Annotated in this window: 19 protein-coding genes; 7 read left to right on the top strand and 12 right to left on the bottom strand. The window is 62.0% G+C overall.

What is annotated here, in order from left to right; genetic code table 11:
* Positions 1–25 precede the first annotated feature (25 nt).
* On the bottom strand, positions 26–949 hold the full coding sequence (locus ACT53S_RS09495; protein WP_476066792.1) for a LysR family transcriptional regulator: 924 nt from the start codon (positions 947–949) through the stop codon (positions 26–28).
* 93 nt (positions 950–1,042) lie between these two features.
* Between ACT53S_RS09495 and ACT53S_RS09490 the strand changes: the two genes are divergently transcribed.
* Positions 1,043–2,077, top strand: coding sequence for an NAD(P)H-binding protein (locus tag ACT53S_RS09490; protein WP_476066791.1), 1,035 nt, complete (start codon positions 1,043–1,045; stop codon positions 2,075–2,077).
* Positions 2,074–2,481: a DUF6220 domain-containing protein gene (locus ACT53S_RS09485; RefSeq protein WP_476066790.1), complete on the top strand. Its 408-nt coding sequence runs from the start codon at positions 2,074–2,076 to the stop codon at positions 2,479–2,481. The genes ACT53S_RS09490 and ACT53S_RS09485 overlap by 4 nt, the downstream gene beginning before the upstream one ends.
* 62 nt (positions 2,482–2,543) lie before the next feature.
* Here ACT53S_RS09485 and ACT53S_RS09480 read toward each other — a convergent pair whose 3' ends face one another.
* The 4 genes from ACT53S_RS09480 to trxB all read right to left on the bottom strand — a co-directional run bounded on the left by ACT53S_RS09480 (position 2,544) and on the right by trxB (position 6,254).
* Complete coding sequence (locus ACT53S_RS09480) at positions 2,544–3,644, bottom strand: alkene reductase (protein ID WP_476066789.1); 1,101 nt, start codon at positions 3,642–3,644, stop codon at positions 2,544–2,546.
* 63 nt (positions 3,645–3,707) lie between these two features.
* On the bottom strand, positions 3,708–4,001 hold the full coding sequence (locus ACT53S_RS09475) for an ArsR family transcriptional regulator (protein WP_113375394.1): 294 nt from the start codon (positions 3,999–4,001) through the stop codon (positions 3,708–3,710).
* 358 nt (positions 4,002–4,359) lie between these two features.
* Positions 4,360–5,256, bottom strand: coding sequence for a LysR family transcriptional regulator VtlR (locus ACT53S_RS09470; protein WP_113375396.1), 897 nt, complete (start codon positions 5,254–5,256; stop codon positions 4,360–4,362).
* A gap of 20 nt (positions 5,257–5,276) precedes the next feature.
* A complete protein-coding gene (trxB, locus tag ACT53S_RS09465; protein ID WP_476066788.1) occupies positions 5,277–6,254 on the bottom strand; it encodes a thioredoxin-disulfide reductase in 978 nt (325 codons plus the stop codon).
* Positions 6,255–6,488: 234 nt separating this feature from the next.
* Between trxB and ACT53S_RS09460 the strand changes: the two genes are divergently transcribed.
* Both ACT53S_RS09460 and ACT53S_RS09455 read left to right on the top strand, forming a co-directional pair.
* A complete protein-coding gene (locus ACT53S_RS09460; RefSeq protein ID WP_476066787.1) occupies positions 6,489–6,956 on the top strand; it encodes an Lrp/AsnC family transcriptional regulator in 468 nt (155 codons plus the stop codon).
* A 2-nt stretch (positions 6,957–6,958) separates the two neighbouring features.
* Positions 6,959–7,873, top strand: a complete 915-nt coding sequence (locus tag ACT53S_RS09455; RefSeq protein WP_476066786.1) for a hypothetical protein — start codon at positions 6,959–6,961, stop codon at positions 7,871–7,873.
* A gap of 8 nt (positions 7,874–7,881) precedes the next feature.
* Here the strand turns inward: ACT53S_RS09455 and ACT53S_RS09450 are convergent, their stop codons facing one another.
* Positions 7,882–8,652, bottom strand: coding sequence for a class I SAM-dependent methyltransferase (locus ACT53S_RS09450; protein WP_476066785.1), 771 nt, complete (start codon positions 8,650–8,652; stop codon positions 7,882–7,884).
* Between the two features lie 342 nt (positions 8,653–8,994).
* Between ACT53S_RS09450 and ACT53S_RS09445 the strand changes: the two genes are divergently transcribed.
* The gene (locus ACT53S_RS09445) at positions 8,995–9,726 is read left to right on the top strand and encodes a hypothetical protein (RefSeq protein WP_476066784.1); all 732 of its coding nucleotides are present in this window, start codon (positions 8,995–8,997) and stop codon (positions 9,724–9,726) included.
* A gap of 6 nt (positions 9,727–9,732) precedes the next feature.
* Here the strand turns inward: ACT53S_RS09445 and ACT53S_RS09440 are convergent, their stop codons facing one another.
* The 3 genes from ACT53S_RS09440 to greA are packed head-to-tail and all read right to left on the bottom strand — an operon-like array spanning position 9,733 to position 12,129.
* Positions 9,733–10,542: a glycosyltransferase family 25 protein gene (locus ACT53S_RS09440; protein ID WP_476066783.1), complete on the bottom strand. Its 810-nt coding sequence runs from the start codon at positions 10,540–10,542 to the stop codon at positions 9,733–9,735.
* Between the two features lie 8 nt (positions 10,543–10,550).
* Positions 10,551–11,636 (bottom strand): glycosyltransferase family 4 protein, encoded by a 1,086-nt coding sequence (locus ACT53S_RS09435; RefSeq protein ID WP_476066782.1) that lies wholly within the window; start codon positions 11,634–11,636, stop codon positions 10,551–10,553.
* A 16-nt stretch (positions 11,637–11,652) separates the two neighbouring features.
* On the bottom strand, positions 11,653–12,129 hold the full coding sequence (greA, locus tag ACT53S_RS09430; protein WP_113375404.1) for a transcription elongation factor GreA: 477 nt from the start codon (positions 12,127–12,129) through the stop codon (positions 11,653–11,655).
* A gap of 269 nt (positions 12,130–12,398) precedes the next feature.
* Between greA and ACT53S_RS09425 the strand changes: the two genes are divergently transcribed.
* Both ACT53S_RS09425 and ACT53S_RS09420 read left to right on the top strand, forming a co-directional pair.
* A complete protein-coding gene (locus ACT53S_RS09425) occupies positions 12,399–13,628 on the top strand; it encodes a putative DNA modification/repair radical SAM protein (RefSeq protein WP_476066781.1) in 1,230 nt (409 codons plus the stop codon).
* Positions 13,628–15,124, top strand: a complete 1,497-nt coding sequence (locus tag ACT53S_RS09420) for a UdgX family uracil-DNA binding protein (protein WP_476066780.1) — start codon at positions 13,628–13,630, stop codon at positions 15,122–15,124. Before ACT53S_RS09425 ends, ACT53S_RS09420 begins: the two co-directional genes overlap by 1 nt.
* Here ACT53S_RS09420 and ACT53S_RS09415 read toward each other — a convergent pair.
* From ACT53S_RS09415 to ACT53S_RS09405, 3 genes are all read right to left on the bottom strand, one after another.
* Positions 15,081–16,061, bottom strand: coding sequence for an alpha/beta fold hydrolase (locus tag ACT53S_RS09415; protein WP_476066779.1), 981 nt, complete (start codon positions 16,059–16,061; stop codon positions 15,081–15,083). The two genes, ACT53S_RS09420 and ACT53S_RS09415, sit on opposite strands and share 44 nt — an antisense overlap.
* A 58-nt stretch (positions 16,062–16,119) precedes the next feature.
* Positions 16,120–17,673: an MFS transporter gene (locus tag ACT53S_RS09410; RefSeq protein ID WP_476066778.1), complete on the bottom strand. Its 1,554-nt coding sequence runs from the start codon at positions 17,671–17,673 to the stop codon at positions 16,120–16,122.
* A 128-nt stretch (positions 17,674–17,801) separates the two neighbouring features.
* Positions 17,802–18,266, bottom strand: coding sequence for an SRPBCC family protein (locus ACT53S_RS09405; RefSeq protein ID WP_142067940.1), 465 nt, complete (start codon positions 18,264–18,266; stop codon positions 17,802–17,804).

The raw sequence follows: 18,266 nt of genomic DNA, 5'->3' as shown, positions 1-18,266 counted from the left end.
GCCGTTTTGCCATTCCCTGCCTCTGTTATGGCGGGGATGGCGGCCAAATTTGCTGCGTCTGTCCCTGAAAGACGAGGAGCCCCGCCACCAGCATGTCGAATGTTGCGCGATAGCGGGGCGTGGTCTTCAGGCTTTCATGCATCACCACATAGGTGTCGAGCCCGATGTCGATGAGGCCGGGTAAGACTTCCCTGAGGTCGGGATCGCGCAGACCGAGGGCGACCTGACACACCCCGATGCCGATGCCGGCCCGGATTGCCGCCAGTTGGGCGAGATTGCTGTCGGCGCGGAACTGGAAGTTGAGACTGGCCGCCACCGGATTGTTCTTCAGGATTTCGCGGATATAGGCGAGCTGCCGGTCAAAGCCGATCATCCGGTGGTTCGACAGATCGGCGAGGCTCACAGGCGTGCCATGCCGCTCGAGGTAGCCGCGGTGAGCGAAAAGCCCCATGGGAAGCACGCCGATACGCCGACTGATCAGGGATGCCTGCTGCGGCGTTGTCATGCGCACCGCGATATCGGCTTCCTGATTGAGCAGATCTTCCACCGTGTCCGAGGCGGAGAGCTCGATTTCAAGCGCCGGGTGACGTTCCTGCAAGTCGGCGAGGATTTTCGGCAGCGCTTCGATGGCAATGACTTCGCTGGCGCTGATGCGCACCGTGCCGCGTACATCCTCCATATCGCCCGACGCTATGCGCGCGAGCGATGCTGACATGGCCGCCATCGATCGCGCATGCGAATGCATGGCGCGCGCCTTTTCCGTCGGCAGGAGCCCCTGCGGTCCGCGCAGGAAGAGGGGACCGCCGAAGGCTATCTCTAGCGCTTCGATATGCCGACCTGCGGTCGGTTGGGTCAGGCCGAGGCTTCGTGCTGCGGCCGAGAGGGAGCCGCCATCGAGCACGGCCAAGAACGTCCGATAATGGTCCCAGCTGATCCTGTCGATATCCATAGAAATTTGTATAGCAGATAGATATTTTTTGGCAATTTTGAATATCAAGAGTGCGTGCCATCTTCTTCTCAGTTCAAACCGAAGGAGATTGACATGACACAGATGCAGGCCCTTACAACGCGGCCCTTGGCCCTCGTCCTCGGCGCGACCGGCGGTATCGGCGGCGCAGTCGCAGAGGCGCTGCTGGCGCGAGGCTACCGGGTGCGTGCGATGCATCGCAATCCCGTGGCACAGAGCGAGGCGCGCCCTGCCTATGAGTGGTTGAAAGGGGATGCCATGGTCGCCTCCGACGTGCTACGGGCCGCCACTGGCGCCAGCGTGATTGTGCACGGGGTCAATCCCCCCGGTTATCGCAACTGGGGTCAACTGGTGTTGCCGATGATCGACAACACCATCGCTGCCGCCCGTGCGGTCGGAGCCCGTATCCTGATGCCGGGTACGATCTATAACTACGGTCCCGATGCCTTTCCGCTGCTTTCCGAAGACAGTCCGCAGAGGCCTGTCAGCGTCAAGGGGGGCATTCGCGTTGAACTGGAAACGCGGCTGGAACGAGCCGCAAGCGACGGCGTGCCGGTCATTCTTGTGCGGGCAGGCGATTTCTTCGGACCGAATGCCGGCAACAACTGGTTTGCTCAGGGGCTGGTGATGCCGGGCAAGCCGGTGCGCTTCGTCATCAATCCGGGCCGAAGAGGCATCGGACATGCTTGGGCCTATCTGCCCGACATGGCTGAAACCTTCATGCAGCTCCTCGACCGGGCGGACCAACTGCCGGCCTTTGCGCGGTTCCATATGGACGGGTTTTTCGATGTGGATGGCATGCAGATGGCCAGGGCGATCGGCCGTGCAGCCGGCAAGCCGTCCCTTCGTATCTGGTCGTTCCCCTGGTTGCTCGCCGGGCTGGCACGACCCTTCGTACCACTGATGCGGGAGTTGCACGAGATGCGTTACCTGTGGAAGCGCACGATCCGGCTCGACAACCGACGGCTCTTGGAGCGTCTCGGCGCCGAACCGCGTACGCCGCTCGATGAGGCGGTGAAGACGACACTTCTGAGCCTCGGTTGTCTTGATCGCAGCTCTGATGGTTCGCCTGTCGACGCACGCGTGGCCGTGCCGGGTGGTGCGGCATGACAACGGTTCGTCCGCAGGCAAGAGGGCAGGGGCGGGTCCGGCAGATCTTTCCCGCCTTGTTTTCCGGCTTCGCCGTTCTCACTCTTGTCGGGATCGCCGGGCAGTTCGTGCTGGCAGGGATGTCGATCTTCGGTGTTGCTGACGGCTGGGGTCTGCACGGGCTATTGGGCGGGCTCTTGGCTCTGCCGGTGATCGGCATGTTGTGTCTGGCCTTGACCGCTCACGCGCTCCATCCTTTCCGCAGGGACGCCGCCATCCTCATGGTCGTCTATCTCTTGCAGGTGCTGCTTGCGGCTCTGCGAGCCGATATCCCGGCGGTCGCGTCCCTGCATCCACTCAATGCGCTTGTCTTGGCGGATGTTGCCATGGGGATTGCCAAAGCCCGATTCTCGTACACCCGGTAACCTGAAACAAAAGCCCCCGCATCGATGAGATGCGAGGGCCACTTGCAGGTCGATGTCCCGGATCAGGCGAGCGCCGGATAGGTCGTGTAACCCTGGGCGCCGCCGCCATAGAGCGTGGCCTGTTCCAGCTCGTTCCAGGCGGCATTTTCCTTGAGGCGTCGGACAAGGTCGGGATTGGCAATGAACGGACGGCCGAAGGCGACGACATCGGCGTAGCCGCTTTCCACCGCCTCGATGGCGGAGGCTCGGTCGTAGCCGTTGTTGACCATCCAGGTGCCCTTGCCGCCCTTGGCGCGGTAGGCGGCCTTCAGCGCTTTCCAGTCAAAGGGCAGCACATCGCGCGGCCCGCCGGTGGCGCCTTCGATGACGTGGATGAAGGCGAGATCGAAGCCTGCGAGCTTCTCGACCAACGCGGTGTAGACGGCCGCCGGATCCGGGTCTGCGACGTCGTTCGCTGGCGTTGTCGGGGAGATGCGGATGCCGGTGCGATCGGCGCCGATCTCCTTGACGATCGCATCGACCACCTCGAGTGTCAGGCGGATGCGGTTTTCGATCGGGCCACCATAGGCATCGGTGCGCTGGTTGCTGTTTGCGCGCATGAACTGCTCCAGCAGGTAGCCGTTAGCGGCGTGGATCTCGACGCCGTCGAAACCGGCTTCGATCGCCGCGCGGGCGGCCTTGCGATAGTCTTCGATCAGGCCCGGGATCTCGGAGAGTTCGAGGGCCCGCGGTTCAGACGTCTCGACGAAGGCGCCGGAGCCGTCGGCATTCAGGATGTAGGTCTTGGACTTTGCGGCGATCGCCGAGGGCGCCACCGGCTTGCCGCCACCGGGCTGCAGCGAGGTGTGTGAAATGCGGCCGACATGCCAGAGCTGGGTGACGATCTTGCCGCCGGCCGCATGCACCGCGGCGGTGACCTTTTTCCAGCCTTCAACGGCTTCCGGCAGATAGAGGCCGGGAACGTCAGCATAACCCTGGCCCTGATGGCTGATCGCGGTGCCTTCGCTGACGATCAGGCCCGCGCCTGCGCGCTGGCGGTAGTATTCGACGTTCAGGTCATTGGGTATTGCGCCCGGAGACCGGTTGCGGGTCAGGGGCGCCATGGCGACACGGTTCGACAGGGAGATCTGGCCGACGGTTGTCGGTTCAAAAAGCTTGGACATGAAACCTCTCGGGAGTTTCCGGCGGAGGGAGGATTGACCGCCGGGGAACACGGATGTGGGAGGTCAGAGCATGCCGTTCAAGGTCTTGATGAATTCCGCGATCGTTTCTTCATCCCGTCGATAAAGCACGCGCTGGCCGACGCGCTTGGAGTTGATCAGACCGGCACGCTGCAAAGTCGCAAGATGCGCGGATACGGCCGATTGCGACAGGCCGGAGCGTTCGAACTGGCCTGCGCTGATGCCGTCACCGGCCTCCTCCTTGGGAACCCCGAAATACTCATCCGGCTCCTTCAGCCAGATCAACATTTCCATACGCGCGGGGTGTGCCAGCGCCTTCATCACATCCTCTAGGTACATGACCCCTCCAGGTATTTCGCCTTGACGTTAGGATACGGATGCCTTCCCGCAGTTCGGCTTATCGGACTGCGGCGATAGTTCCGCCTTACGCGTGAAATTCCTCAGCGGCGGATTGGTTCCATGATGGGCAAAAAAAGAGGGCCACTGGAAAACCAGGGCCCTTTAAATTGTGAAGGTTAAAACCTCCAGAGGGGAACAGCTGCTGCGGTGGAACTGGGAGGAAAAAGCCACCATGTGCATCAGCTGTGTGCGATATGGTGGTTTTTTGTGCAGTGAACAATGCTTTTTTATGCATGTCAGGCATGCGGTGAGCGCAGGTCGGTGCGCGAGGCATACAATTCCTGTGCCGCTGAGGTCCTCAGAAGTTCCAGTTTCGTGCCTTGGCGACAATGAAATCGCGGAAGGCCTTGAGCTTCGCAGCGTTCTTGATCTCGTCGGGATAGCAGAAATAGGTATCGAAGGACGGGATGTCGGCGGGGATAGCAAGCTGCACAAGGCCCGGGTCGCGGCCGACGATATAGTCCGGCAACATGGCGATCCCGATGCCGAGCAGGCAGGCGCGCTTGATCGAGGTCTGGCTGTTGATCTGCAGATGCGGCATGCGGGCATTGTCCGAAGAGCGACCGGCCGTTTCCAGCCAGTTGACGTCGAGCAGATAGTTCGGCGCCGGCTCTCCGAAGGAGATGATCTTGTGGTTGTCGAGATCCTCGATCGACTGCGGCTCGCCATAGCGGTTGATATAGGACGGTGCCGCATAGACATGCATGTGCACGGTAAACAGCTTGCGCTGGATGAGATCCGACTGCTGCGGCTGGCGCAGGCGGATAGCGCAGTCGGCATGGCGCATGTTGACGTCCAGCTCCTCGTTGTCGAGGATCAGCTGGATCGACATCTCCGGATAGAGTTGCAGGAATTCCTGCACCTTGTCCGTCAACCAGCCCTGACCGAGGCCGACGGTCGTCGTCACGCGCAGCTTGCCGGACGGTTTTTCCGTCGTTTCGGTCAGCTGCATCTTCACGGTCTGCAGCTTGAGCAGGACGTCATGCGCCGTGCGGTAGAGCAGTTCGCCCTGTTCGGTGAGGATCAGGCCGCGGGCATGGCGATGGAAGAGCTTGACGCCGATATCCTGCTCCAGCGACGACACCTGGCGACTGATGGCCGACTGCGACAGATGCAGTTTGTCGGCGGCATGGGTGAAGGAGCCGGCTTCGGCAGCGGCATGAAAAATGCGCAGTTTGTCCCAGTCCAACGGCATGCCGCCCCCTCTCATGGCGATTATTCCGCCGCTTGTCGGGTTTCGGCAGGCTGGGCGGTGAGGAAGCGTTCGGCCTCCAGCGCCGCCATGCAGCCCATGCCGGCGGCCGTGATCGCCTGGCGATAGACATCGTCGGTGACGTCACCGGCGGCAAAGATGCCGGGCACGTCGGTTGCGGTCGAATCCGGAGCGGTCCAGAGGTAGCCGTTGGACTTGAGCTTCAGCTTGCCCTTGAACAATTCGACGGCCGGGGCATGGCCGATCGCGACAAAGACGCCGTCGATCGGCATGTCTGTCACGGCGCCGGTCAGCGCATCCCTGAGCTTCACGCCCGAGACTGACGGCGGCATCGGGGGCTTGGCGGGCGTGCCGGTGATTTCCTCGACGGTCGTGTTCCAGAGAACGCGGATGTTCTCCTTGGCGAAGAGGCGTTCCTGCAGGATCTTTTCCGAGCGGAAACTGTCGCGACGATGAACGACGGTGACGGACTTGCAGATGTGCGAAAGGTAGAGCGCTTCCTCGACGGCCGAATTGCCGCCGCCGACAACGATGACGTCCTTGTTGCGATAGAAGAATCCGTCGCAGGTGGCGCAGGCGGAGACCCCGAAACCCTGGAAATGCTGCTCGCTCTCGATGCCCAGCCACTTGGCCTTGGCGCCAGTGCAGATGATCAGCGTGTCTGCCGTCCACACCTGGCCACTATCGGTCTTGATGGTGAAGGGGCGGTTGGTCGTGTCGACCTCTGTCACGAGATCGCTGACGATCTCGGTGCCCACATGAATGGCCTGATTGAGCATCTGCTCCATCAACCAGGGGCCTTGGATCGGATCGGCAAAACCCGGATAGTTTTCCACATCCGTGGTGATCATCAGCTGACCGCCCTGTTCCATGCCGGCAATCAGCACCGGCTTCAGCATGGCGCGGGCGGCGTAGATGGCAGCTGTGTATCCGGCGGGGCCGGAGCCGATGATCAGCACCTTGGTGTGGCGGGTGGTCATGTCGCTTCCTTTCAACGCGCAGTCCTTGTCGACCGGGGCCTGGATATGGGGCTCGTCCGATCCTCGCGCAACTGTCGCCCATTTAGGATCGAAGCGAAGCGCAGATCAAGGCGCTCGGCCGCATTAGCAACAGAGCTTTGCGCTGCCGCGCAATAATTGTGCGTGAGCGCGGAGGATTCTTGCCAATTCCAATCGTTAGAGTAGATAACGGACACATCTTCAAAAGGAGCGGCTGTGCTCAAGGTAGAACTCGACGCCATCGACCTGCGCATTCTGAAAGAATTGCAGCGGGACGGGCGGATGACCAATGTGGAACTCTCCGAACGCGTCGGCATCTCGGCGCCGCCCTGCCTGCGCCGGGTGCGCAAGCTGGAGGAGGCAGGGGTGATCGAAAGCTATCACGCCTTCCTCAACGCCAGCCGGCTGGGTTACGACCTCGTTGCCTTCTGCATGGTGGGGCTGAAACACCAGTCGGAGGCCAACCTCAAGGCCTTCGCCGCGGCCACCGACAGCTGGCCGATCGTCCGCCAGGCCTGGATGGTCAACGGCGACAGCGACTTTCTGCTGTATTGCGTGGCCGAGAACTTGACGCGGTTCCAGGACTTCGTCATCGAGGTGCTGACTGCCAACGAGCATGTTGACACCGTGCGCACCATGCTGACGATCCGGCAGGTGAAGAAGGTGGGGTTGGTGGAGATTTGAACGTGACAGGTTTGGTGCGGCTCGGCAATTCGGCAGCGGCGATCGAGGCTTTTCTCGGCGCGATCCGGCTGGAAACGGGAACCCCTTCGGCGGACCGTCGTGCGGGACATGTCGTCGCCCATGTGCGCCGGCCGCATGACGGCGATCGGTATGCCGAGGCCAGTCTGAAGGATCTCATCGCCCTTGCGAAAAGACGAAGGGAAAAGCCGCCGCTTTTCGTCTCCTATTTCACCGCAGACACGCCCTACGAAGCACTCGCCGAACGTCTGAGGCTGTCGCTGGACCGCTTCGGCCTGCCGCATCGTATCGAAGCGATCCCGTCTCGCGGCAGCTGGGTCGCCAATACCGGGCTCAAGGCTGCCTTCATCGAGCGCGTCTGGCAGGAAAGCGACGGGCCGATCTGCTGGGTCGACGCCGACGCAGAAGTCCTCCGCACGCCCTATTTCGTGTTCGACAATCCCTTCGATTTTTCGGCGGTGCAGCGGCACGGTTGGTATGTCATGTCGGGTTTGATCTATCTGAACAAGACGGATGGGGCGGGGGCCATCGTGCGTCGATGGAATGAACTTTGCCGGGCCAATCCGCATGTATGGGATCAGGTGCTGCTGACGCTTGCGTGGTTTCAGACAGCGCGGGAGAGGGAGCTTTCGACGCTCTGGATGAATGACGGCATCTTTCGCTTCCCGCGACCGTGGCTGCGGGACCTGCGCGACCAAGTCCTCTATTATCCCAGGCAAAAGAAGATTCGGCCCTTCATCGACCAGAAACAGGCCTCACGTTCCCTCAAGGCCTTCGTCGACGGTTCGAAGAAGCGCGAGAATGAGCGGGGAAGTGACGATCTGTCGGAGGGCTTCATGACCGCTTTGAAGGTCTACGACTTCAGTTTCGACGCCCGGATCGAGACGATCTTCAGATAGCTTTACGTTCACCTTTCGGTGGGCCGCATCTGCAGCGCCGACGTTATCGTTCGCGTTGCGACGAGAACCTGCTCCTTGCTGAAGAGACACATTTCGCGTGGCACATGGCCGGCGATGTAGTCGTCCACCCTCTCGAGCGGATCCGTCGGAAAGCCGAACGGAGCTGCAAACAGGTCGATGAAGCGGAAGTCCCCGGTGACGATATCCTTGTTCTCGAAATCACCGGGCTTGTGAGTCGATGTCAGGAGATAAGGTATGTCGGCTCTCCCGAAATTCTCCAGAAACTGCAGGATGTCGCTGTGAGACAGATGGAACAGGCAGTCACGGACGATCATCATGTCGGCGCCGGGCAAGGGATCCTTCGTGATGTCGAGCGGCACGAAGGAGACGCTTTCGCCGGCATATTTCCGGACGTTTTCCTGGATGAGGTCCCTGACGATGTCGCCGCCGACATAGCTGACCCCGGTTTCCGCCACGACGTGCTTCATCCAGTTGAAATCGCCACACGGCGCATCCAGAATCAGGCGCGTTCCGAACGCTTCGAACAGCCTCGGCAGCGCCGCTCTCAAGCCGGTCGTGAAGTGGTACTCCGAACCGGTGCCGCTTATACTTTCTTTGCTGGACCAGGCACGGTCCCTGTAGATGCTCGTAAACCGTTCTTCCGGGGTGCCTTGGAGACGGCGCTCCCATTCCTGCCGCTTGTGCCGGGCTTTTCGTGCCCTGAGCTTTTCTCTTATGGAGTTCCGCAGAGAGGCAAGGAAACCGACCGTCTTTGGCATGCGTGTGTCTCCTTAGAGCTTGGCTCAGGTTTCAGATGCGCCTGCAGCAGGCCGCATCCGGCAGAACGGTGACTGCCTGCGGCAAATTGTTGGCAGACGCATCGGCATGTCTGATACAGCGCCTTTTTGGGAATTGAAAGTCGATCATGAGGCCTAATGATCGAAGGGGGGATGGACGGTCATTCGCGCCGCAAGGCGGCTCATCTGCTCTGCTCCCTTCAGCAGTGTGTCGACAAGTTGCTCGGGAAACGGATAGAACTGGGGCGAACTTTGCGGGTCGGGACATGGCCGTCCGACATCGGCAGGCGCTGTTCTGCACCAATCTAGGCGAGACGAGGTCACATGCCGCGCAAGAAAACCGGGCTCGAACGCTTCCTTTCCTTTAATCAGCACCGCAAGCGGTGGGGTGCCCGTCGGCACCTGCCGACCGAGGTCGATTTCGCGGTGCTGAAGGCGGCGATCGTCGAGGGAGGCGAGCAGCAACAGACGCGCGGCTCGGAAAAATCGCTCGATGAGCATCTTGCCAACCTGCGCCGCGAGTTTTCGGGTCAGTCGGAGCTCGTCTACCATCATGCCAAGCTCATCGTCCTCCTGCGCCGCGAGTTCCGCGTCAAGGAGACCTTTGCCGAATTCAATGGACTTTGGGAAAGCGAAGCCGAGTTCCTGTGCGAACATCTCAACATCCGCTGGCTGGTTTCGGCTGCGGACACCTTCACAGATCATGATCCCGACCGGGCCGTGCGCAACGCGGCGCTCCTCGTGTCGCTGCTGGTCAACACGGTGAAGGTCTACGAGACCGAGCGGTTCATTACGGCCGCTGCCGGCGATTCTGTCCTCGACGACAGGATCGAACTCCTGCAAGCCGAGCTCGTGCCGCTTTTCGAGGGCCTCTCGTGTTTCACCGTCGGGACCGATGACACGCTCCGCAACATGCGCTGGCGGCTCGAGAAAGCATTCGACGACGGGGTACTCGGGATGATCCTGAAGACGGTCTATGACCGCCTTCAGGTCAACGATACCGTGTTTGCCCGCCTTCGGGCGCTGCATCGACGCGACCGCACCGGCTGGTGGTAGTCGCAATCATCCGCGCGTGAGTTCCCTCAGATGGTCGAAGTCGCGAGGGTCGAGCATGATTTCGCGGCGGACGGCAACGGGAGCCTTGGTGACGCGGCGAAGCCCCATGCGCAGTTGCGAGAGGGCACGGCGGAACCGAAAGACGAGTCTCCTGTGCGGGCTGGCTTCCGTTGCGTTCTTGCCGGCGTCGATCGCCGACCGTGTGGCGATAGGCTCCTCAATGCCGTAATGGCGGCAGCGGTCGATCTGGAGCGCGAGAGCCGGGTCCGCCTGGTAGGCCTTCAGTTCATAGGCGGCGCATATCACGGCGTCGGCAAGTCCCGCTCTCCGTGCGGTTCTCTTCAGCAGTTTTCGCGCTCCATCCGGCCAGAGCACGTAGGCGGCGGCGCCGGTCCTGTCCTGGTAGAGTCTGCGGATCGGCAGGTCAGTGTGGAGCCCGCTGGGGCTCTTCGACACCAGTTTCTTGCGGGCGCGCACTTCCAGCGTCACCAGATCTATGCCGTTCCGCTTCTCCAGGCCGGCCAGGAGATCAGGGACGCGCTTCGAAAGAAGCGCGTCGTCTTCGAGAATCAGGGACGGCGAGTCGCTCGCCGCGACCATTTCCCAAGCTGCGCGATGACTGAACAGGCAGGCCTTCTCGACATCTACGAGCGGGCGTTCCCAGGTGTCCCAATAGGTCGACGGACGTAGCGTCGGAGCGCTTGCCGCATCGAAAGCCCGCAGACGCCGGTAAGTCAGCCCAAGTGCCTCCATTTGAGCCTTCTGGAAGGCCATGCGTTCGGTCGCCCGGTCAAGATTGATGATGATCGCATCCATGGTCGGGCCTAGGGGGCGTCATCAATGAGGCGGCGGTAGATTTCGCCGAGCCGGCCGGCCTCGCCCTCGATGCGAAAATTTCCGGAGACGTGGGCCAGCGCCCGGGCGCCCGCGGCGGAAAGGCGTGCCGGATCGTCCATGAAGGCGCCGGCGGCGTTCGTCATCGCGGCAAGGTCGTCGGCGGGGATGACGATGCCGGTCTCATCCCTACCGGTCACCACCAGTTCGGGGAAGGCGCCGACATCGGTCGCCACCACAGGTACGCCCGTCGCCATCGCCTCCAGCGGTGTCAGGCCAAAACCCTCCCAGCGCTGGGGGGCGACAAAGAGGTCGAGGGTGCGGTACCAGTCGGCGATGTTCTTGTGTTCGCCGACGAAGAGGATGCGGTCGGCGAGACCGGCTTCTTTGACCTTCGCCTTCAATCCGTTCTCGAAATCGATATGCTTGGATGTTGCGCGGCCGGCGATGATGGCGGCCCAATCAGGGTGGGACGGCAGGAGTGCAATCATCGCATCGACGAAGAGGTCGGTCCCCTTCTGATGGCGGATGCGGCCGAAGCAGCCGATGTAACGCTGGTTGGGATCAAGCCCGCAGGCGCGCTTGGCCGCATCCTTGTCCTCGGCCGGCTTGAACTTCTCGCAATCGATGCCGTGCATGATCACCGTGTTCGGCACCTCCAGATAGGCGGAGGTCTTGGCGCTGGTGGCGATCACGGCATCCATCTGTCGGACGAGAAATTTTGTCCAGCGGGAATGCCGGCGCTGCGAGGCAGAGGTGAAGACGAGTTTGAGCGGCATGCGCAGGAGATCGCGCAGGATGATGCCGGGCAGCATTTCGATGTTGCGGCGGGCGTGCCACACACGCCCTTCCTGCCCCTCGGGCGGGCGCCAGAGCTTCCCCAGGTCGCGAAAGCGAAGATGCGGCAGATCGCCCGGCAGGCCAGGGCCGAGCACGGCCACCTTCTGGCCAAACCGGTTCTGCACGGGTACGAGCTGGATGATCGTCGAGGTGACGCCGGAGAGGCGGACCTTGAAATTCGGCGCGATCACGTGGACCCCGGCGGGGTCCACGTATGTCGTCTTCGCTTTCACCATCGGGGTTGAGGTCCCATCAACCCCAGTTGACCGCGAGGATCTCGTAGGCCTTTGAGCCGCCGGGCGCGACGACCTCGATGTTGTCGCCCACTTCCTTGCCGATCAGCGCGCGGGCGATCGGAGAGGAGATGGAGATGCGACCGGCTTTCACGTCGGCTTCCTGGTCGCCGACGATCTGATAGGTCTTTTCCTCGTCGGTGTCCTCGTCGACCAGCTTGACCGTCGCTCCGAACTTGATCTTCGAGCCCGACATCTTGGTGAGGTCGATGACTTCTGCGCGGGCAATCAGGTCTTCCAGCTCGCCGATGCGGCCTTCATTGTGGCTCTGCGCTTCCTTGGCGGCGTGATATTCGGCATTTTCCGAGAGGTCCCCATGGGCGCGGGCCTCGGCAATCGCCTCGATGATGCGCGGACGCTCCTCCTGCTGACGCCAGCGCAGCTCTTCGTTGAGCTTGGCAAAGCCGTTCTGCGTCATCGGTACCTTTTCTACCATTTCCTCTTCCTTCGTCTCTTCGGCCGCAGGCGCGGGCACAAAAGAAAACAGGTTCCGTAGCGAAGCTGCGGAACCATGTCACAAATCAAGTTGCAATCACTATAGCAGATTGCTTCCGGCAAATGCCAGAGTTTTCGACAAAACGTTCGAAGTTGCCCCTGGTGGCGCCGAAAGATCGAGTAAAAACAGAGGCGTGATCAGTCGCTCGGACTCAATGCCGCAGGGGATGTCGTTGACGCGGGTGAGTAGAACGTATAGAGAACATTCATATGAAGAAGTCTCTTAAGGAACGTCTTGCCATCCTTTCCGATGCGGCCAAATACGATGCCTCCTGCGCTTCGAGCGGGACGACGAAAAGGGACTCGTCTGCCTCCGGCGGGCTGGGTTCGACCGAAGGGTCAGGGATCTGTCACGCCTATGCGCCGGATGGCCGCTGCATCTCGCTGCTGAAGATCCTGCTCACCAATTTCTGCATCTATGACTGCGCCTATTGCATCAACCGTTCCTCGAGCAATGTCGAGCGGGCCCGCTTCACGCCGGACGAGGTCGTCTGGCTGACGATCGAATTCTACCGGCGCAATTACATCGAGGGTCTGTTTCTCTCTTCCGGGATCATCAAGTCTTCGGATGATACCATGGCCGAGATGGTCAAGATTGCCCGAGATCTCAGGACCAAGCATGATTTTCGCGGCTATATTCACCTGAAGACGATCCCTGAGGCATCCGCGCATCTGGTGGAGGAGGCGGGGCTTTATGCCGACCGCCTGTCGATCAACATCGAGCTGCCGACCGACCACGGGCTGGAGCGCTATGCGCCGGAGAAACGGCCGGTCAATATTCGCCGCTCGATGGCGGATTTGAGGCTCAAGATCGATGAGGCGCGCGAGCCGACGCTCACCGGACGGCGCAAGAAGTTCGTGCCCGGCGGACAGAGCACGCAGATGATCGTCGGCGCCGACGGGGCGAGCGACGCGACGATCCTCGGCTCCAGCGCGCGGCTCTATAGCAGCTACGGGCTGAAGCGCGTCTACTACTCGGCCTTCAGCCCGATCCCGGACAGTTCGCGCAATCTGCCGCTGATCAAGCCGCCGCTGATGCGCGAGCACCGGCTCTATCAGGCGGACTGGCTCTACCGCTTCTATGGCTTCTCGGTGGAGGAGATCGCCTCGATCGGACAGGACGGCATGCTCGATCTGGAGCTCGATCCGAAGCTGGCCTGGGCGCTCGCCAATCGCGACCGCTTCCCGGTCGACGTCAACAAGGCGGATCGCGAGACCTTGTTGCGCGTGCCGGGCTTTGGCACGAAGACCGTCAACGGGCTCCTGTCGGCCCGCCGTCATCGGCGCGTACGGCTGGAGGATCTGACGCGTCTCGGCGTGTCGCTCAAGAAGGTGCGCGCCTTTATCGTCGCCGAGGGCTGGTCGCCCAATCGCAGCCTGGACCGCTCGGATCTCCGGGCAGTCTTTGCGCCGGCGGCCGAGCAGCTGTCGCTGTTCTGATGCGGACCGTCACGCTGGAGGGGCGAGGGGCGTTCGATGAGTGGCGCGATGCCGCGCGTGGCCTGCTGGCCGCTGGCGTTCGGCCGGAGCAGGTTCGCTGGCAGCTTTCAGGAGAGGGTGCTGATCTGTTCTGCACTCAGACAGAGGCCCCGATGCCTCGTACGCAAACTCTCGACATCTCAGTGCCCAAGGGCTTTATCGAGGCTGCGGAAGCTGCGATCTGCCATTCCGACCCGGACCGTTTTGCGCTGCTCTACCGTATTCTTTGGAGGCTGCAGGCGGAGCGCAGCCTACTGCAGGTGCGATCGGACACTGACGTCGCCGATCTTTTCCGTCTGATCAAGAATGTCCGGCGCGACAGCCACAAGATGAAGGCCTTCGTGCGGTTCCGCGAGGTGGACGCTGTCCAGGCAAAACGTCGGCGCTTCGTTGCCTGGTTCGAGCCGGAGCATTTCATCGTCGCGCGCACCGCCGGCTTCTTCCAGCGGCGCTTCACCGAAATGGACTGGCTGATCGCGACGCCCAAGGGCTCGGCCGCCTGGAATGGCCAGGAGCTCAAAACCTCGCGTGAGCCGGCGGCGCGGCCCGAAGCAGAAGACGAGACCGACGAGCTGTGGCGGACCTATTTTTCCAACATCTTCAATCCGGCGCGGGTGAAGATCCGGGCGATGCAGTCGGAGATGCCGAAGAAATACTGGAAGAACATGCCGGAGGCCTCGCTCATTCCGGATTTGATTGCGGGGGCCGAGCGGCGGGTGCAGGAGATGGCCGCGCGCGAGGCAAGCCAGCCGCCGGCCTTCCACGAGCGGCTGCAGGCGCAGTGGCGCGGTCGCGAAGAGAAAAGTGATCCGGACCTTCCGCCGCTTGAACGGCTTCGGCATGAGGCGGCCGGTTGCACGCGCTGTCCGCTGCATTGCCATGCGACGCAGACGGTATTCGGCGAGGGACCTGATGATGCCGAGATCATGTTCGTCGGGGAGCAGCCCGGCGACACCGAAGATCTCGCGGGGCGGCCGTTCATCGGCCCGGCGGGGCAGGTCTTCGACGAGGCTGTTGGGGCCGCGGGGATCGACCGGTCGCAGGTTTACGTCACCAACGCGGTCAAACATTTCAAATACGAGCGGCGCGGCAAGCGGCGCATTCACATGCGCCCGGATGCCGGCGAGGTGGCGCATTGTCGCTGGTGGATCTCGAAGGAGATTGAGATCATCCGGCCGCGCATCGTCGTGGCGCTCGGCGCGACCGCTTATCTGTCTCTAACCGGTGAGAGCCGGCCGATCGCCGAAGTGCGCGGCATGCCGATCCCCATGCAGGACAACCGCATGCTGCTTGTGACGACGCATCCGTCGGCGATCCTCCGGATGCCGGATCCGGATCTGAAGGCGCGCAGCCTGGCGGCGTTCCGGTCAGACCTTGGCGGTGTGAAACGGTTGTTCGATACGCTGCAGAAGGTCAGGGGCCCAGAGCAGGGCGAAGGCCCGTCTCGGGGTCGGTGACACGGGTGCGGCGATCGCTGTGCAGGAAGTCTATGATGAGCTGCGCCACCTGGCCGGGCGCTTCCACATGGGGAATGTGGTTGACGTTCGGCAGCACGGAAAGCTGAGCGTCGGCGAACAAGGATTGAAGATGCGTTGCCTGGTCGAGGGGCGTGACCGTATCCTCTTCGCCCCAGATGATCAGAACGGGCGGGGCAAATCCGGGATAACGGGTGATGTCCGCCGCAAGAGACGTGGTTTCGTTTCCAAGCAGGCCCGACTGGAGCCAATCGCCCACCGCGGCGCTCGTGCCTTCCACGGCGAGCGGCCTGCGATAGAGTTCGACACGATCATCGGTGACCAGCGAGTCGTCGGCAATGAAGTCGCGGAGACCCGGCCCGATCATCAGCGGGTTGGTAAAGGTGGTGGCCATGAGCGCGGTCTGGATGGGCCGAACGCGTGAAAGCAACGAGACCGTCGGGCCGCCACCGGTGAGATTTTTCCAGGCCATGGCCACGTCCAGCAATACCAGCCCGTTAATGCGATCCGGTGACCGTAATGCGGTTTCGACCGTTGCGCCGCCGCCAAAGGAATGGCCCACCAGATCGAAACGCTGCAGTTCCAGTGCATCGGCGAAAGCGAGGATGCGATCGGCCTGGGCTTTGCGCCCGTAATTGGCATTGGACGGGCGTTGCGAATAGCCGAACGGGGGAAGGTCCGGGGCGATGACGCGGAACCCGGCTGATGCGATTTGCGGCGCAATGACCTGCCAGGTCTGCGACCAGGCGAGTGTGCCATGAATCAGCATGACCGGCGGGTCATTGCGGTCGCCCCATTCCCGGTAGGCGAGGCGGGTATCTCGGGCGACCACGCTGGCAGTGACCGATTCACCCGAAAGGTAAGGGGTCGTCTCTCGAAAGACCGACCACAGACGGAACCCCGCGGGGACAGTGACCAACACGATTCCGAGCACCAAGAGTGCTCGGAGCAAAAGCCTGACGACTGATTTCATACAATCAATGGTCGTGGCTTCCGGCTGCTGCGTCAAGATCGATTTCCGTGCGGGCATAAACACGCGCGGCGATGGCGGCGAGCAGCAGCAGGGTGATGGTGGCCAGCGCGCAACAGAGGGCGAAGCCCGAGGCGTAGCTCGCCTTTGCCATGGCGAGCCAAGGGGCTGCTTCGTGCCCGGTGTTGCGGGCGACTTCGAGGGCCGTGCCGAGTGCCGAGGTGACCGAGGTCTGGTCGGCGGCAGAGAGGTCCGTCAGGTCTGCGTCCTGCATGCCGAACCTGTAGAAGAGCGTGCCGAGGCTGCCGAGGACCGCGACGCCCAGCGCACCGCCGAATTCGGCGCTCGTTTCGGAGATGGCCGAGGCCGAGCCGGCCCGTTCGGGCGGCGCCGTGCCGACGATGAGGCCTGTGGTCGTCAGGATCACCGGCACGAAGCCGAGGCCCATGACCATGCTGGCGCCGAGCACGCCGATGAGGCTCTCGTTCCAGGCGGCGATCGCCATCAGGCCGGTGCCGAGCGCATTGACGACCAGTCCAAGGAGGACCGTCCGAACGGGACCAAGACGGTTCGTCACGCGCCAGGCCTGGAAGGACATCACGGTGAAGACGAGCGAGGAGGGGACCGACCAGAGGGCGGCCTTCAGCGGTGTCAGGCCGATCACCAGTTGCAGGAAGAGGTTCTGGAACAGGAAAATGCCGAAGATGAAGAAGACGCCGGCGAGATTGACCATTAGCGAGGCGGTGAAGGCCGGAATTTTGAACAGGGCAAGATCGATCATCGGGTGTTCGAGCTGCTTCTGGCGTCTGACGAAGACGGTGCCGATGGCGACGCCGACAAGTATGGGCACGAGTTGTACCGGTTCGAAGCCTTCGGCCGCCATCTTTTTGAAGCCGTAGACGATGGGCAGCACGGTCAGCAGCGACAGCGCGACACTCAGGAGATCCAGGCGGCCGGCATTCTCATCCCTGTATTCCGGCAAGAGAAAGGGCGCGCTTGCGAGGAGAGCGGCCATGATCGGGACATTGATCAGGAAAACCGAGCCCCAGTGGAAATACTGTAGGAGCACCCCGCCGATCAGCGGGCCAATGAGCCCGCCAAGCGCGAACGCCGTCCCCCAGATGCTGATCGCCCGGGTGCGCTCACTCTCATTGCGGAAAAGGTTGACGACGAGCGACAGCGTCGAAGGCGCGATCGTGGCTCCGGCGATGCCGAGCAGGGCACGAGCGAGGATCAGCATGTCTGCCGTGTGGGCGAAGGCCGCAAAGAGAGAGGCCAGACCGAAAAAGGCAGCGCCAATCAGCAGCACCTTGCGACGGCCGATGCGGTCTCCCAGGGTGCCCATGGTCACCAGAAACCCGGCGACCATGAAGCCGTAGATGTCGTTGATCCACAGAAGCTGGGTAGCGGACGGATCGAGATCGGCGACAATCGCGGGCATGGCGAGAAACAGAACCGATAGGTCCATGGAATAGATCAGGCAGGCGATGGAAAGGATCAAAAGGCCGATCCATTCCCGACGCGTCGCCTTTTCGGCCGGATTCTCGATCTCAGCGGTCATGCAAGCCTCCCCCAACAACCGGCGGCACAGTGCCGTGACGTGACGATTCAGGCAAATATCAATTATTGATGGAACATGTTTGCGCACGTGATGTCATCGTGGCGGATGGCGGCGACGATCAAGTGTCGTCAAACCTTGCGATCCGAGACGTAGCCATCCAGGCGCGCCAGCGTCTGCCGACCACCTTCGACCGCGCCGAACTTGAGTGTCGCATCGCGGGCTTCCGCTGTCGGGAAAACCAGCGTTATGGTTACGCGGGTGCTTTCTCCCTCCGGCTGAAGCGTGATCACGCCATCGAAATGCGCGACTTCGCCCATCTCGCCGCCGTGTTCATAGGCAATGCGCGTGGGCGGCGTGATGTCCTGATAGCGGATCCAGTTCGGCCAGTCCTTGCCATCCGGTCCGTGCATCGTGTAGCGCCAGAGACCGCCGACGGAGAAATCCATCTCGTGGGTCTCGTTGCGGAAACCATCCGGACCCCACCACTTGTCGATGTGACGTGGCTCGGTGAACATTTCAAAGACAAGGTCAATGGGAGCGGCGACGAGGCGGTCGACCTCCAGGATGCGGGCCGGATCAAGTGCTGCCGTCAT

The organism is Allorhizobium sp. DMC15 (assembly GCF_056314065.1).
The sequence above is the reverse complement of the archived record's forward strand: the minus strand, read 5'-3'. Positions and strand labels throughout refer to the sequence as shown.

Bases quoted from the DNA above. Each gene is read 5' to 3' on its own strand.
- ACT53S_RS09435 (WP_476066782.1), bottom strand. From the start codon at position 11,636: ATGGTGAAAGCGAAGACGACATACGTGGACCCCGCCGGGGTCCACGTG.
- ACT53S_RS09480 (WP_476066789.1), bottom strand. From the start codon at position 3,644: ATGTCCAAGCTTTTTGAACCGACAACCGTCGGCCAGATCTCCCTGTCG.
- ACT53S_RS09440 (WP_476066783.1), bottom strand. From the start codon at position 10,542: ATGGATGCGATCATCATCAATCTTGACCGGGCGACCGAACGCATGGCC.
- ACT53S_RS09470 (WP_113375396.1), bottom strand. From the start codon at position 5,256: ATGCCGTTGGACTGGGACAAACTGCGCATTTTTCATGCCGCTGCCGAA.
- greA (WP_113375404.1), bottom strand. From the start codon at position 12,129: ATGGTAGAAAAGGTACCGATGACGCAGAACGGCTTTGCCAAGCTCAAC.
- ACT53S_RS09425 (WP_476066781.1), top strand. From the start codon at position 12,399: ATGAAGAAGTCTCTTAAGGAACGTCTTGCCATCCTTTCCGATGCGGCC.
- ACT53S_RS09485 (WP_476066790.1), top strand. From the start codon at position 2,074: ATGACAACGGTTCGTCCGCAGGCAAGAGGGCAGGGGCGGGTCCGGCAG.
- trxB (WP_476066788.1), bottom strand. From the start codon at position 6,254: ATGACCACCCGCCACACCAAGGTGCTGATCATCGGCTCCGGCCCCGCC.
- ACT53S_RS09495 (WP_476066792.1), bottom strand. From the start codon at position 949: ATGGATATCGACAGGATCAGCTGGGACCATTATCGGACGTTCTTGGCC.
- ACT53S_RS09410 (WP_476066778.1), bottom strand. From the start codon at position 17,673: ATGACCGCTGAGATCGAGAATCCGGCCGAAAAGGCGACGCGTCGGGAA.
- ACT53S_RS09475 (WP_113375394.1), bottom strand. From the start codon at position 4,001: ATGTACCTAGAGGATGTGATGAAGGCGCTGGCACACCCCGCGCGTATG.
- ACT53S_RS09450 (WP_476066785.1), bottom strand. From the start codon at position 8,652: ATGCCAAAGACGGTCGGTTTCCTTGCCTCTCTGCGGAACTCCATAAGA.
- ACT53S_RS09405 (WP_142067940.1), bottom strand. From the start codon at position 18,266: ATGACGGCAGCACTTGATCCGGCCCGCATCCTGGAGGTCGACCGCCTC.
- ACT53S_RS09420 (WP_476066780.1), top strand. From the start codon at position 13,628: ATGCGGACCGTCACGCTGGAGGGGCGAGGGGCGTTCGATGAGTGGCGC.
- ACT53S_RS09445 (WP_476066784.1), top strand. From the start codon at position 8,995: ATGCCGCGCAAGAAAACCGGGCTCGAACGCTTCCTTTCCTTTAATCAG.
- ACT53S_RS09490 (WP_476066791.1), top strand. From the start codon at position 1,043: ATGACACAGATGCAGGCCCTTACAACGCGGCCCTTGGCCCTCGTCCTC.